Raw genomic sequence first — 15,342 nt, forward strand, 5'->3', positions numbered from 1 at the left:
ATTTTATATTCAGAATAGAGATGAAGATTATATTCAAGATAGCAAAAACGGAATTGCGGGACTTGTTTTACTCCCCGATCGCATGGTTGATTTTAATCATATTCACGTTCCAAACGGGGATGTTGTTTGCCGATTCGATTTCGCATATCGTGGCGACCCAAAGCAAGGGGTATAGCGGTTTGTACCGGACCTTGGGGATTTATGGCGGAGAGAGAGGTTTGTTCGTGGCGGTACAATCCTATTTGTATCTTTATATCCCGTTGTTGACGATGAGTTTGATGAGCCGGGAGTTGGGGAGTGGTTCTATCAAGTTGTTGTATTCCTCGCCGGTCACGAATGTTCAGATTATTTTGGGAAAATATTTCGCCATGCTGGCTTACGGGTTGGTGTTGACGGGCGTGTTGTTGGTTTACTCCATTTACGGGATGTGCACGATCGAGAACGTGGATACGCCTATTATTCTGACGGGTCTTCTCGGTTGTTACCTGTTGTTGTGTGCTTACGTGGCGGTAGGTTTGTTTGTGTCGAGCCTGACGCCTTATCAGATCGTGGCTGCCGTGGGCACGCTGGCGATTCTTGCCGTGTTTACTTACGTGAAGGGGATGTGGCAGGCGGTGCCTTTCCTTCGGGAAATCACTTACTGGTTTGGGATGACGGGACGGTCGGATAATTTCATGAACGGGATGATTTGCAGCGAGGATGTGCTTTATTTCGTGGTGGTGGTGCTTTTGTTCTTGTTGATGACGATCATTCGTTTGCAGAGCAGGCGGCAGAAGGTGCCTTTCCTGACCTTAGTCGGTAAATACGTGGGCGTCTGGGGTGTCGCCGTGGTGTTGGCTTTCGTTTCTTCCCGTCCGGTATTTAAAGGGTATTATGATGCCACGTACACGAAGATGAATACGTTGACACCTAATAGCCAAGAGATTATCAAGCAATTGAAAGGCGGTTTGACGATTACGACTTACGTGAACATCCTTGACGTGAATAATTGGGTGGGTTTCCCCGAAAATTATAACGAAGATGTACGTCTTTTCGAACAATACACCCGTTTCAAGCCGGAAATCAAGATGAAATACGTGCTCTATTATGACACGGTGAAAAACGACCAGCTTGAACAGGCATACCCGGGAATGACTTACGAGGAGAAGGCCAGGAAAGTGATTGAACGGCAGAAGTTGAATCCGCGGAAAATTTTAACGCCGGAAAAAATTCGGAAACGTATTGATCTGAGAACAACGGAGGGGAATCGTACGGTGCGTTTACTGGAACGCGAATCGGGAGAGAAAACTTTCTTGCGACTTTATAACGATGCCTCGATCCATCCCACGGAATCGGAAATTTCGGCAGCATTAAAGCGTTTGGTGATGACGGATTTGCCGACGATCGGCTTCCTAACCGGTCACGGGGAGCGTGAAACGGACCGCCCGGGAGATCGGAATTATTGTATGTTCACGCACTTGCCTATGTTGCGGCAGGCGCTGGTGAACCAAGGTTTCGATTATCAGGACGTGACGTTGGACCGGGAGATACCGGAGGATATTAGTATTTTGGTTATTGCTGAGATGCGAGAACCCATGACGGAGGCGGAGAGGGTGTATTTTGACAAATACGTTGCCCGCGGGGGAAATCTCGTGATTATCGGGGAACCGGGGCGCCAGGAGGTAATGAATCCGATACTTGATCCGTTCGGGGTGAAATTAGTGGATGGTTTCCTGATCCAGCCGGAAGAGGAGAGTGAACCGCAAGAGTTGAAAGCGGATAATATGGACCTCGGGCCTTTTGCCGGATTCACGGCTCCGAAGCAGCCGATTGATTTGATTCGTACGCAACCGACCAAGGGGGCTCAAAAATTGTCCTACTATTTTTCTTATATGATACCTAATTACGTTGCGGCGATGCCCACGGCTGCCGGTTTGGAGTACACGACGGACAAGGGATTTGAGGTTATCCCGTTGTTCATGTCGGACTCTACTTGCTGGAACGAGTTGGAATACACGGATATCGTGGATAAGGACATCGTGTATAACCCGGCTGCCGGGGAGGTACAGAAATCGTATCCGTTGGCTTTGGCGTTATCCCGTAAAGTGGGTGACCGGGATCAGAAGATTGTTGTTCTTGGGGATGCGGATTGCTTGAGTGACGGTGAGTTGACTCGTAGTAGACAGCCGTTGTGGACCGCTAATTACACGATTATTCAAGCCAGCTTCTTCTGGCTGTCGGATTACAAGGTGCCGATCGACATTAGACGCCCGAGTCCTATTGACCGAAGAGTAGACGTGAGTACATCCGGAGCAGAAGTGTTGAATTATGCCTTGATAGGCGGTTTCCCGGGATTATTGTTTATTCTTTATATGTTCATTTGGTTGAGAAGAAGGGGTAGGTAAAATTTGTAAATTAATCATATTGTATGTCAGAATCAATAGTAAAAATAGAACATTTATCCCATCGTTACAGCGTGCAGTGGGCGATACGGGATATAGATTTTGAAATCACCAAGAACGGTATTTACGGGTTACTCGGCTCCAATGGAGCCGGGAAATCCACGACGATGAATATCATGTGCGGGGTGTTGAAGCAGACAGAAGGGGACGTTTACATCAAGGGGATCAGCGTGAGCAAGAACCCGGTGGAGGCGAAGCGGCATATCGGATTCTTGCCTCAGGTGCCGCCTTTGCACCCGGACTTGACGGTGGAGGAGTACCTGGAGTATTGTGCCGAGTTGCGTCATGTGCCGACCCGCGAGGTGAAGTCAGCCATCGGGGAAGCGATGGAGCGTTGTGGTATCACTCATTTCGCCAAGCGGGTACTTCATAACCTGTCTGGCGGTTACCAGCAACGGGTGGGGATTGCCCAGGCGATTATCCACAAGCCGGACTTGGTGGTGTTCGACGAGCCGACGAACGGTTTGGACCCGAACCAGATCGTAGAGGTGCGCCACTTGATCAAGGACATTGCCCGGGAGCGGACGGTAATTCTCTCGACACATATCCTGACGGAGGTGCAGGCGACTTGCGACTATATCCGTATGATCGAGCAAGGGTCATTGGTATTCTCCGGTACGGTGCATGAATTCGACAACTATATCCAGCCGAGCACGTTGCTGGTGTCGCTGGCGGCGGTCCCCCCGGTGGAAGATATTCAAGCCCTTCCGGGCGTGGTACGGGTGGACGAGTTGGGAGGTCCCCGTTTCCGGATTCATTTCTCGGACGCGCGGGAGGTGATGAACCGGATCGTGGAGGCAAGTTTCACCCGAGGTTGGCAGTTGACGGAATTGCAACAGGAGAAGAGTTCTTTGGATACGATTTTTGCGGAATTGTCCAGAAAGTAAGGTTAATTTTTTATTTAGAGTAGAGATGAAGATTATATTCAAGATAGCAAAAACGGAATTGCGGGATTTGTTTTATTCCCCAATAGCCTGGTTGATTTTAATCATATTCACGTTCCAGACCGGAATGTTATTTTCCGGTATGATTTCGCAAATAGTAGGTTTCCAAGCCATGGGGGGAGGAGGAGGAGAAGGAAATTTGACGTTGGGGATTTTTGGCGGTCAACGGGGTTTGTGTGTGGCGGTACAATCCTACCTGTATCTTTATATCCCATTGCTGACGATGGGAGTGATGAGCCGGGAGTTGGGGAGTGGTTCCATCAAGTTGTTGTATTCCTCTCCGGTGACGAATGCCCAGATTATTTTTGGGAAATATCTCGCTATGATGATCTACGGGTTGGTATTGATGGGCGTGTTGCTCGTTTACGGTATTTACGGCATGTTCACGATAGAGGGGGCAGATGTGCCGGTTATCCTGACGGCTATCCTCGGTTGTTACCTGTTGTTGTGCGCTTACGTGGCGGTGGGTGTGTTCATGTCGAGCCTGACTTCTTACCAGATCGTGGCTGCCGTGGGCACGCTGGCGGTACTTGCCGTGTTGACTTACGTGAAAGGTTTGTGGCAAACGGTGCCTTTCGTTCGGGAAATCACGTACTGGTTCGGTATTACGGGACGGTCGGATAATTTTATGAACGGTCTGATTTGCAGCGAGGATGTGCTTTATTTCGTGGTAGTGGTGCTTTTGTTCCTGTTGATGACGGTCATTCGTTTGCAGGGCAGACGGCAGAAGGTGGGTTTCTTGACCTCGGTCGGTAAATACGTGGGCGTGTGGGGAATTGCCGTGGTATTGGCTTTCGTTTCTTCCCGCCCGGTATTCAAGTGCTATTATGATGCGACCCACACGAAGAAGAATACGCTGACGCCGAACAGCCAGGCTATCATCGAGCAATTGAAAGGCGGTTTGACGATCACCACTTACGCGAATATCCTTGATGCGAACGGCTGGGTGGCTTATCCCGCGAATTATAATTCGGATATGCTTCTTTTCGAGCAATATACCCGCTTCAAGCCGGAGATCAAGATGAAATACGTGCTCTATTATGACACGGTGAAGAACGATTATCTCGAAAGGGCTTACCCGGGGATGAGTTACAAGGAGAAAGCAGAGAAGGTGATCGAGGAGAATAAATTGAACCCGAAGAAGGTTTTGTCGCCGGAAGAGATCCGGAAGATTGTTGATTTGAGAACGACGGAGGGAAATCGCACGGTGCGTTTGTTGGAACGGGAATCGGGAGAGAAGACTTTCTTGAGATTTTATGATGATCATATACGTGTGCCTTACGAACCGGAGATCTCTGCCGCGTTGAAACGTTTGGTGATGAAGGAATTGCCCACAATCGGGTTCCTTACCGGTCACGGTGAGCGTGAGACGAATCGTCCCGGCGATCGGAATTATTGTATGTTTACCCATTTGCCCACGTTGCGCCCGGCTTTGGTGAATCAAGGATTTGATTACAAGGAGGTGACATTGGAGAAGGAGATTCCCGCGGACATCAATATTTTGGTTATCGCCGAGATGCGAGAGCCCATGACGGAGGCGGAGAAGGTCAATTTTGACAAGTATGTTGCCCGCGGGGGGAACTTGATGATTGTCGGGGAACCGGGTCGTCAGGGGGTGATGAGCCCGGTGCTTGACCCGTTCGGGGTGCGCCTGGTGGATGGTTTCCTGATCCAGCCGGAAAAGAAGAAAAGCCCGGAAGAGGAGAAGCGCAATAACCGGAACCTCGGTCCGTTTGCCGGTTTCGTGGCACCGAAGTTGCCGATAGATGTGCTTATTTCACAACCGACCTTGGAGGCAGAGGCGTTGTCGTACCCTTTTGGTGATTTGAAGCCTCGCGGTTTCGTGGTGGCGATGCCTACGGCTGCCGGTTTGGAGTACTCGACGGATAAGGGCTTTGAAGTGATCCCGTTGCTCATGTCGGATTCGACCTGTTGGAACGAGGTGGAGCACACGGATATCGTGGATCAAGAGATCGTGTGTAATCCTGCCGCCGGAGAGGTGCAGAAGTCTTACCCGCTGGCGTTGGCGTTATCCCGTAAAGTAGGTGACCGGGAGCAAAAAATTGTGATTCTCGGTGATGCCGATTGCTTGAGCGACGGGGAACTGACCCGTAACCGGAGTCCTTACATGGCGGCTAATTACGGGATCGTTCAGGGAAGTTTCTTCTGGATGTCGGATGGCGAGGTGCCGATTGACGTGAGACGCCCAAAGGCACGGGACGGAAGGGTAAACGTGGGAGATACCGGGGTCGAGATCCTGAATTATGCCTTGATGGGCGGTTTCCCGGGATTGCTATTTATTATTTATATGTTGATCTGGTTGAGGAGAAGAGGTAGGTAGTATTGTTTTTTGTGTTTTTTGAAAGTTACGGTCAGGTAGTGGGGAAGGTTGCTCGCTGTCTGACCGTGCTTTTTTAGGGGAAGTTTTGAGAGATGAAAGTTTATAATTGTAATGTAAACTACTTAATGTTAAATATTTAAATTTTAAGTAGATGAATGCACGTGACTTTTTACATGTAGTTTTTCACGAAGCGAAGTTGCAAAGCCGTAGTTGGTTGTTTCGACTCTTCGTGTTGTTTTCTTTGGTCTTTATTGTATGTTGTCACGTGTACTGGCAGGGGCAGAATTGTGAACATTGGCGGATGGTAGCTTTTCCTTGCTCCTTGCCCTTGATGAACGCTTATCTTTTTAGCTTGATACAGGGGTTATTTCTGTCGCTGATGGTTGCCGGTTTGCCTTCTCGGATGTTGAGCCGGGGGGAGATGGAGGCAATACACGTTCGACTGGTATCTAACGTCACATTCTTTTTGGGTAGTTTGGCGGGGATTGGGTTATTGTTTCTTTGCTTGAATATGGTGGTGATTGTGGCGACGGTGTTCCTTGTTCACATGACGAGCTTGGCGGAGTATTCTTTCGGTTACTATTTGTTTTATTTATTGACATTGAACATACCCGCATGGGTGATCGTGGCGGGTTTCGGGACTTGGACCAGTTTTTACACGGGGTCGCGGATACTTTCTATCTTTTTGTCGGTGGCATGGTGGTTGGGGTGTTTGTTCTGGTTGCCTTACCATTTTCATGGTACGCTGGATTATTTAGGTAGCGGAATCCCTAATTTGTTTTCAAATTTGGTCGGTCACGTGAACTTGCGGTTGTACTTGTTGCAGCGTGCGGGTTGGTTGCTGATGGGGGGAGGATTGCTGTTCCTTTGCGTGCGTCGAATGATGCGGCTTCCGAATGTTGACATGGTGAAACGACGTTTGGGGGGTGTCGGTTTGTTGCTCGTGGCTGCAGGGGGCTTTAGCCTTTGCCTGGTGGAGCTTGATTACTTTCATAGTCGTTCAATGCGGCGTGGTCTTCGAGAAAGTTTCGAGCGTTATTGGTCGCCTTTCACTTGTCGGGTGGAGAGTCATGATATCGAGTTGGAACAGCGGGGAGGGGTGTTGCATTCATGTAGTGATATGCGGGTTTATAACCCGAACAGCGAGAGTCTTGAACGGCTTGTCTTTTTTCTTAACCCGGGATTGCAGGTGGCGGGGGTGAGTGATGGGAATGAGGAATTGCCGTTTCAACGGGAGGGACACGTGTTGGTGGTGGAGCGTGAACTTGGTTCCGGGGACACGCTTTCCCTTCGGGTGAAGTACTCGGGCGAGGTGGATGACGTTTGTTGCGACTTGCACTTGCCTGATGATGAATTTGAAGATGTTTTTCACGGGGACTTATTTTTCCCGACGGGGAGGCGAGGTGCTTTCGTGGGAGATGATTTACTTTTGTTGACACCGGCGAGCATGTGGTACCCGGTGGCGTTTCCCCCGGTGAATCCGCTGTTACCGTTGGCAACTGCTCGTGATTTTACCCGATTTCATCTTCTCGTGAAGGGAGAATGGCAGTGCGAATTGTTTTCTCAGGGAGTTCGTTTGAAAGATAAATCGGGAGTGTCCTTTACTTGCGAGAACGCATTGAGCGGAATTTCTCTTTACGGAGGGAACTTGAAACGATTCACTCTTGCGGCGGGAGAGGTATATAATTTGCAATTTGGTTTGACAGAGTGGGGGAAAAACTTCTCTCGTCGTTTGCCTTGCTTGCAACAGGATAGTGTCGTTTCGTTTTTAAATCATACGGAGGAGAATTTGAAGACGATCCCGGAGCGGGCGTGGTATAACCAGGAGGAGCCCAACTTGTCTTTTTTTGAAGTACCGATTTCTTTTTATTTGTCAAGCCATTCGGGTAAACAAGAGGCGGGGATGGTGGAACCGGGGATGGTGTTTTTTCATGAGCGTGGTTTTGATATGGATTTAGTAGAAACAGCAAACCTTCAGATGATTGAAAATGATGGTGAATTGAAAAGTTTTACTTGGATGTTATATAATGTGTTATTTGCTTGGGGAAGTTATAGAGCTGTATGTCATCCTTTATTGGGATATGGGAAACAATATCCGTGGATAAATGAAAGTATGGGGAAGAGCTTGTGGCGGGTGGACCGGAACCGGGTGTATTCAGCCAAGGATCCGTTAGCCGGGAAGATGTTCGAGTATTTGCAGGACGAGGAGAAAATGTTGCCGATGGGATTGGGTAACGTGGTCGTGGCAGATTTATGGCGTTTGCACGAGAGATACGATTGCTTGTTGGGGAGGAATTTAAAGGATGTTTTAAAGGAAGTTTGTTTCGGGCATCAAGAGAAAAACGAGATATTCGAGTTGAAGATGCAGGATTTTTGGCTTCGTTTGGGACTGTATGTCCCGGCAAAGGAGCTGGAGTTGGCATTGGACAGCTTGTCCTGTCGCGAGGGTGAGGTTTCTTACGAGGCACTTTCCCGGGAATGGAGCAGACGATGGAATGTTGATTTTTTGGCACTCGTGGAAGAATGGGAAGCGGCGACACACGCCCAGTTTTATCGGACGAGCGGTATGGTGCGGTATCTTGATAAAGAAACGGGGATTCAGGTGGCGGAGGGAATGGTGCTGAATGCGGGAAGGTGTGGCGGGGTGGTTACGCTGGCAACGGGTGAAATGTTTACTCGAAGGGATATCGAAGTTTTTAATTGTTACCTTGCCCCGGGGGAGGTGAAGAAATTCAGAATCGTGGTTCAAGAAGAGGATTACGAGGATGAAAAGGTGTGGAAAACGATGTCGAAAGATATATTCCCGTTGTATTTTGGCGTGTCAGCCAATCGTCCGGTCATGGCGGATTTTGTTTCTTCCGAGCGGGATTTGAGTGCTTACGATGGAAAAGCGGGGTGCACTTGGGAGGATTCTACCCCGGAGGAGTTTTGGGCGGGGATACCGCGAAACGAGGTCGTGGTAGACGATTCTGATGCCGGTTTCGAACTGGTGGAGGGAAATTTAAACTGGTTGCAACGCAGGTTGCAGAAAAGAACGAGACCCTTGGAATTTCTCTCGGAAGTACGTCAGTGGACGCCTTATCTTAACGCGAGAGCCCAAGGGGATTCAATTCGCTGCTACCATAAAATCAATGGCGGTAGCGGTAGGTCGACGGCAACGTGGCGGGTGACTTTACCGGAGGCGGGGCGCTACCGGGTGATGGGATTGGCGCACAAGAGTGCCAACAATTCTATCGGTGGGGTACCTCTTGGTATCGTTTATTATTACACGGTGCGTGGAGGTGAGTGGGAAAAAAACGTGGAAGTTCCTATGGATTTGCATTTCCCGAGCAAGTGGGGTGGAAGTGGTTGGGTTGATATTGGGGAATTTGATTTCCCGGCGGGAGAGGCGAGCGTGACGTTGTCTGACAGGGAGGCTCAGGGACGGGAAGAGGTGACGATCGTGGCGGATGCGGTGAAATGGGTGAGGTTGGAGTGAAAGTTCGTAATTGTAATAGTTAAAAAATAAATGCTTATGAAAAATTTGCAGGAAATAATGTGTATCGCTGGGTACGAGATGAAGTTGCAGTGGCGGAGTTGGGTGTTCCGGTTGTTCGTGTTGGTGTCGCTGGTAGGTATCGTGGCGTGTCACGTGTANTGGCAGGGGGAGGGTATTTGCTTCAATTGGAAAGCGGTGGCGTTGCCTTGCTCGATGCCGTTGATGAACGCTTACCTGTGGGGAGTGGTGCAGTCACTGTTTTTGGTGGTGATGATGTCCGGCGTGCCGGGTCGGGTGAACCGGCAGGGAGCGGCGGAGGCGATACAGGTGCGCCCGTTTCATAACGATTCATATTACCGGGGAGTGGTTGCCGGGAATTTCTTGCTGTTTTTGCTGTTGAACGTGGTTGTTATTTTGTTCACGATCTTGCTGGTGAACCTGACGAGCCTGGCACCCGTGGGTTGGAAATATTACCTGTTTTACTTGTTGACGTTGAATATTCCGGCGTGGGTGTTCGTGGCGGGTTTGACGCTGTGGCTGGGTGGCGTGGCACGTTCCCGTTGGCTGGCGATAGCGATTCCCGTGATCTGGTGGTTGGGTTGTATTTTCTGGTTGCCTTACCGGTTGCACGGTACGCTGGATTACCTTGCCAGCGGGGTGCCCAATTTGTTCTCGGGGGTGATTGGTCACTTGAACCCGGGGCGTTACGCCTTGCACCGGTTGGCGTACTTGCTGGCGGGAGCGGGGTTGTTGGCGTGGAGCGCTAACCTGATGAGGCGGCTCCCGAACAGCCCGGGGAGGCGTAAGGGGCACGTGTCGGTCGGTTTGTTGCTTGTGGTGGCGGGGGGTGTCGTGCGGGGGAATGCTGGAGTACACGTGTTACCGGGACCGTCAGAGCCGGGAGTTGTGGCGGGAGAGTTTCGCCCGGAATTGGGATGAACATACTTGCCGGGNGAGCCGTCACTCGATCACGTTGGAGCAATCCGGGAGCACGTTGGAGATGCGGAGCGATATGACGTTACGTAACCCGGGACGGGAACCGTTGGAGCGGCTTGTTCTTTTCCTGAACCCGGGATTGGGAGTGACGGGAGTGAGCGCGGGGGACGGGGAACAGAAGTACCGGCGGGAGGGGCAGGTGTTGTTGATCGACCGGGTGCTGGAGGCGGGGGATTCCTTGCGGCTGCNAGTGAATTACTCGGGGCNTNTCGATGACCGTTTTTGCGACTTGCACTTGCGGGACTCGGCTTACGAGGACGCTTTCTATCACGATCGCTTTTACGCGACGGGCAGGCGGGGAGCCTTCGTGGAGGATGATTTGCTGGTGTTGACTCCGGCAAGCGTGTGGTACCCGGTAGCTATTCCCCCCGTGAACCCGTTGATGCCTATGGCGACGGGGAGGGATTTCACCCGTTTCCGCCTGGAGGTGCTTCATCCCCGGCAGCGGGAGGTGATCTCGCAGGGTGTGCCCGAGAAAGGGAATGACCGGGTGGTTTTCGAGAATCGGAAGACGTTGCACGGGATCTCCTTGTGCGGTTCTAACGAGCGACGTTACACGATACCGACGGACCTGTCGGTAAATTTAGAGTTGAACACACAGAGTTGGGGGAAGGTTTTCGAGGAGAGGTACTCGAGCATGAGTCGGGAGGATTTTATATCCATGTGGTCGGATGACCCGTATGATTTTTTTGCGTGGAAAGATTACTTGTCCGGGGATTGGTATAATCCGGAGGCTCCTTACTTGTATTTGTTGGAGGTGCCTGTTTCTTTCCGGTTGGATAACCATAGCGGGAAGAGCGAATGCGGGTTGGTGGAGCCGGGAATGATCTTTTTGCGGGAGCGCGGGTTTGATATGAGTTTTACCATAAGTAAAAAAGTGTGGAGTCGTGATACGTTATTTAGGGTGACGAACGTTATTTACGGTTATATATTCAATTCTCCCACTTGCAGTATGTTTGATAGTCATCCTTTGCGGGGAATCAGCAAAAGTGAATATGGCTGGGGGCGCAGGAAAGAGATAGAGAATGATCATTGTGGAAAATCGTTGAAGGGGATGCCAAAAGTTTGGGCGTATTCTTCCAAGTATCCTTTTATGGGTAAAATGTGGTATGATTTCTTTTTGGGAAATTGGGAGACGGCGTTGGGGAATATGGCTAACGTTTTAATTGACAATATGAAGGACGATTTTTTTGTCGGACGTTCGTTGAGGGATATATTGGCGAATGACGAGAAATTTGACTCGGGGAAAAAGTTGCAGGAGTTGTGGTATCGTTTGACGTTGAGGATACCGAAGGAGGAATTGAGACAAAGTTTGGATAGTTTGTATCGTCGTGGCGGGGGTGAGGTGGATTTCGATTCCCTGATGCAGGTGTGGTCAAGGCGTTGGGATGCGGATGTGGAGAGTATTATCGAGGATTGGCTTACCACGAGGCACGAGCAATATTTTAAGGTGAAGGATGCCGTGTGTTATGCTGACCGGTTTTCCGGGCGTTATAAGCTCGAGGGGAAAGTCATGAATGCCGGCAAGAGTGGTGGCATAGTTTCCATAGAATATGGCACTTTTATGAAAATGTACCATAGTAATTGCTACTTGGAGCCTGGTGAGGCGAAGGCTTTCACGTTGGTGACAAGTGAACCTGCCGAGAGTATTAATACCGTTTTAGCGGCTAATCGTCCGGGGGTGTTTCACTTTCAAAGTAATGATGTTGACGAATTGCCGACTCCTTGGGAGTTGAAGGAAGAGTGGCGCACGATACCCGCATCGGAATTCATGGCGGGGGAAGACTTGAACGAGTTTATCGTGGATGATTCGGATGCAGGTTTTCGTCTACAGGAGGGCTCTCGTTCGTGGTTTCAGCAGAGGAGGAAAACGCAACCTAAGCTTGTTATGACTCCCCAGATCGGCAATATGGATCCGCTGTGGAAGAGGGTGTTGGATGTTAATGCTTGTGGCGATTCTATTCGGGGATATCATTATATCATTGGCGGTTCCGGGAAGTCCTCGGCGACATGGCGGTTGAATATCCCGGAGGCGGGACGTTATCGGGTGATGGCAAGGGTGTACAGGGAATTCACGAACAAATGGATGAAGTCTCTGCTTGATGGAGCGGGACCGTTTGATGGGGTCATTTATTATTACACGGTAACAGCCGGGGGGCAAGAGCGGGAGGTGGAGATCAGTCTGGATTTTTGTATGCCGGGATCCGGAAAGATGAATACCTGGGCTTCTCTCGGGGAGTATGATTTCCCGGCGGGGGAGGCAAGCGTGACGCTTTCGGATAAGGAGATTCGCGGGCGAGATGAAATAGCGATCGTGGCGGATGCGGTGAAATGGGTAAAGTTGGAATAAGGAATTAATGAATTAAAGCATGAATCTATGGCGTTTGTAACAGACCAGCAGACATTAAACGATCTCGGTATTTTCGGGAGAGTGGGCAGATCCTCGGTGTATGATTTGTTTAAAGCGAAGACCCGGGGAGGGGCTGCCGTGTTGAGGGAGATGTTCAATTACCCGTTAGAGAGTGCCCGGGAAATCAATCGGCGCGGTGCCGTGATTCGCTATTTGCAGGAACGGGAGATCGAGTTCCCGTTTATGGCAGAGTGGTTTAATGCTTTCGAGTATTATTTGAGCAACCGGGACCAGCGTACCCGCTTGGCGGTGGAGGGGAACACCCTGGGGCATCGGATGCGTGAACTTTCGGGACGGGAGAGGGAATACTCCCTGTTGCAGAAGGGGGTGCTTGCCGGAATCCGTATCGTGAAGGGGACAGAGCTGTTGTTGCAGTCGATGGCAAAGGTGGGGGTGCCCGAGGAGTACCGGGAGAGGTATGAACAGATAACTGAGATGTTGCGGGACTCGAATTTGTCGTGGGCGTTGTCGTTGAAGAATCCCAAGAAATTGCCGTATGCCCGTATGGCCGATTATGACTTTCGCTTTCGGTTCGAAGGGAATGAGCGGTGCAAGAGATTGCTTAGTTGCCTGTACGAGCTGGACGTTTACATCGCTGTTGCCGGGGTGGCACGGAAGCGGGGATTGGTTTTCGGGCGAGCCTTGGAGCCGGAGGCGAACGTGTTTCACGCGGAGGGGATGTATCATCCTTTGCTCTCGGGAGCCGTGGCGAATACTCTGCACGCGGACGGGAACAGCAATGTCATTTTCCTGACGGGAGCCAATATGGCGGGAAAGTCGACTTTGATGAAGGCTTTTTCCATCACCCTGTTTTTGGCGCACATGGGATTCCCGTTGCCGGTGTCGCGGATGGAGTTCAGCGTCCGGAACGGGATGTACACGACCATTAACTTGCCGGATGATTTGGATATGGGATACAGCCATTTCTATGCCGAGGTGCTGCGGGTGCGCAAAGTGGCGGAGCGGGTTCGGCAGGTGGGGAATATGGCGGTTGTCTTCGACGAACTGTTCCGGGGTACGAATGTCAAGGATGCTTATGATGCGACACTTGCCGTCACGGAGGCTTTTGCCACGAGAAAGGATTGTCTGTTTTTGATTTCCACGCATATTATCGAAGTCGGGGAAGTGTTACGGGAGAGGTGTGATAACGTGCATTTCACGTATCTCCCGACCGTGAAGGAAGGCGGAAAATTGATTTACCCTTACACCTTGGAGTCGGGAATCTCGGATGACCGGTACGGGATGGCGATTATAAACCAGGAAGGAATCGTGGAGATGTTGGGAAGTCAGCGGGAGAGGGTGGAAACTCAGGGGGACTTTGAGGTGGATACGCAGACTTTGGCGGATTTGCATATCCTTGGAAAATTTAAAGAGCGGTCGGTTTTCAATCTCTTCAATCACACGTGTACCCGTGGAGGGGAGCAGCTTTTGGACCGGATGTTTCAACACCCCTTGACGGACGCGGATGCCATCAACGAGCGGTCGGGAATGTTCGAGTTTTTCAAGGAGAGAGAGGTGGCGTTTCCGTTTACCAGGGAGTTGGTGGACCGGGTGGAACGTTATTTGGGTATCCGGGTTCCTGCCATGCGAGGAATGGCGTATTGGAAAGTCTATAGCTTGAGGTTTTTCCGTCGTGTGTCGAAAGAGAAAAAATATGATGTGATTTGCGCGGGAGTGATGGAGGCGTTGGAACTGTTGCGCGAGTGTGCCGTGTTCAACGCCTCGTTGGGGAATGCGGGCGAGGATTCGGTTTATGGCAGGGTGATGCGGGAGATGCGGGATATACTGGAAAACAAGTTACAGATCCCATTGTCCGTGGAGCGGGAAAAGCGGGAGTTCTCCGTGTTCGAGATGGCCCGTTACGATTATTTGTTGCGCCATGTTTGCCGGGATGAGTTGCGGCGTTTGCTGGAGATGATTTACGAGACGGATGTTTATATCGCCGTGGCGGCTGTGGCGAAAAAGATGGGGTTCGTGCGAGCCATGGCAATTGCCCGGGGAAACGGGGAAAATCGGATAGACCTGAGAGGTTTTTCTCACCCGTTGATGCCGGGGGCAGTAGGCAATTCCATCCGGATAGACCGGGAGCACAACGTGTTGTTCCTGACCGGGGCGAATATGGCGGGAAAATCGACGCTCATGAAGGCTTTCGGCATAGCCCTTTACTTGGCGCACATGGGTTTCCCCGTGGCGGCGACGGCAATGGAATTCACGGTGCACGACGGCTTGTATACTTCAATTAACATGTCGGATCATTTGAACATGGGGTATAGTCATTTTTATGCCGAGGTGGCACGGGTGAAGCGTGTCGCCGAAGAGGTCTGTTCCGGGAAGCATTTGGCGGTCGTCTTCGACGAATTGTTCAAGGGCACGAATGTCAAGGACGCTTACGATGCGACTGTGGCGGTGATGTCGGCTTTCGGGGGTAGCCGGAATTGTTCTTACATGGTTTCCACGCATATCACCGAGGCGGGGTCCGCGCTGGCGGAAAAAAGTGAACACTTCCGGTTCATGTATTTACCGACCGTGATGAAGGGAAAGGTCCCCACTTATACCTACCGCTTGGCAGAGGGCATATCGAGTGACAGGCACGGGATGATGATGGTCGCTAACGAGCGGATCGTGGAGATCATAACGGGAAAATGAAGGTCGAAAATGTCTATAACGTTTTGTAATTTAATTACAAATATAAATATTTTCACGTAATCCGTGTGTAGGAACGGTATGTTTTT

5 protein-coding genes are annotated in these 15,342 nt (G+C 50.7%); all 5 read left to right on the top strand.

Features of this window, described 5'->3' with window-relative positions:
- The first annotated feature begins 20 nt into the window (after positions 1-20).
- The 5 genes from A3CY_RS0116135 (at position 21) to A3CY_RS22570 (ending at position 15,256) form a co-directional block, all read left to right on the top strand.
- The gene (locus tag A3CY_RS0116135) at positions 21-2,384 is read left to right on the top strand and encodes a Gldg family protein (protein ID WP_018338973.1); all 2,364 of its coding nucleotides are present in this window, start codon (positions 21-23) and stop codon (positions 2,382-2,384) included.
- A 23-nt stretch (positions 2,385-2,407) separates the two neighbouring features.
- Positions 2,408-3,328 (top strand): ABC transporter ATP-binding protein, encoded by a 921-nt coding sequence (locus A3CY_RS0116140; protein ID WP_018338974.1) that lies wholly within the window; start codon positions 2,408-2,410, stop codon positions 3,326-3,328.
- 25 nt (positions 3,329-3,353) lie between these two features.
- On the top strand, positions 3,354-5,726 hold the full coding sequence (locus A3CY_RS0116145) for a Gldg family protein (RefSeq protein ID WP_018338975.1): 2,373 nt from the start codon (positions 3,354-3,356) through the stop codon (positions 5,724-5,726).
- A gap of 151 nt (positions 5,727-5,877) precedes the next feature.
- On the top strand, positions 5,878-9,204 hold the full coding sequence (locus A3CY_RS0116150; RefSeq protein ID WP_018338976.1) for a golvesin C-terminal-like domain-containing protein: 3,327 nt from the start codon (positions 5,878-5,880) through the stop codon (positions 9,202-9,204).
- A 3,373-nt stretch (positions 9,205-12,577) separates the two neighbouring features.
- Positions 12,578-15,256 (top strand): MutS-related protein, encoded by a 2,679-nt coding sequence (locus A3CY_RS22570; RefSeq protein ID WP_018338977.1) that lies wholly within the window; start codon positions 12,578-12,580, stop codon positions 15,254-15,256.
- Positions 15,257-15,342 lie beyond the last annotated feature (86 nt).

Origin of the sequence: Butyricimonas synergistica DSM 23225 (assembly GCF_000379665.1) — a bacterium.
In the GTDB taxonomy this organism is placed as follows: Bacteria; Bacteroidota; Bacteroidia; order Bacteroidales; family Marinifilaceae; genus Butyricimonas; species Butyricimonas synergistica.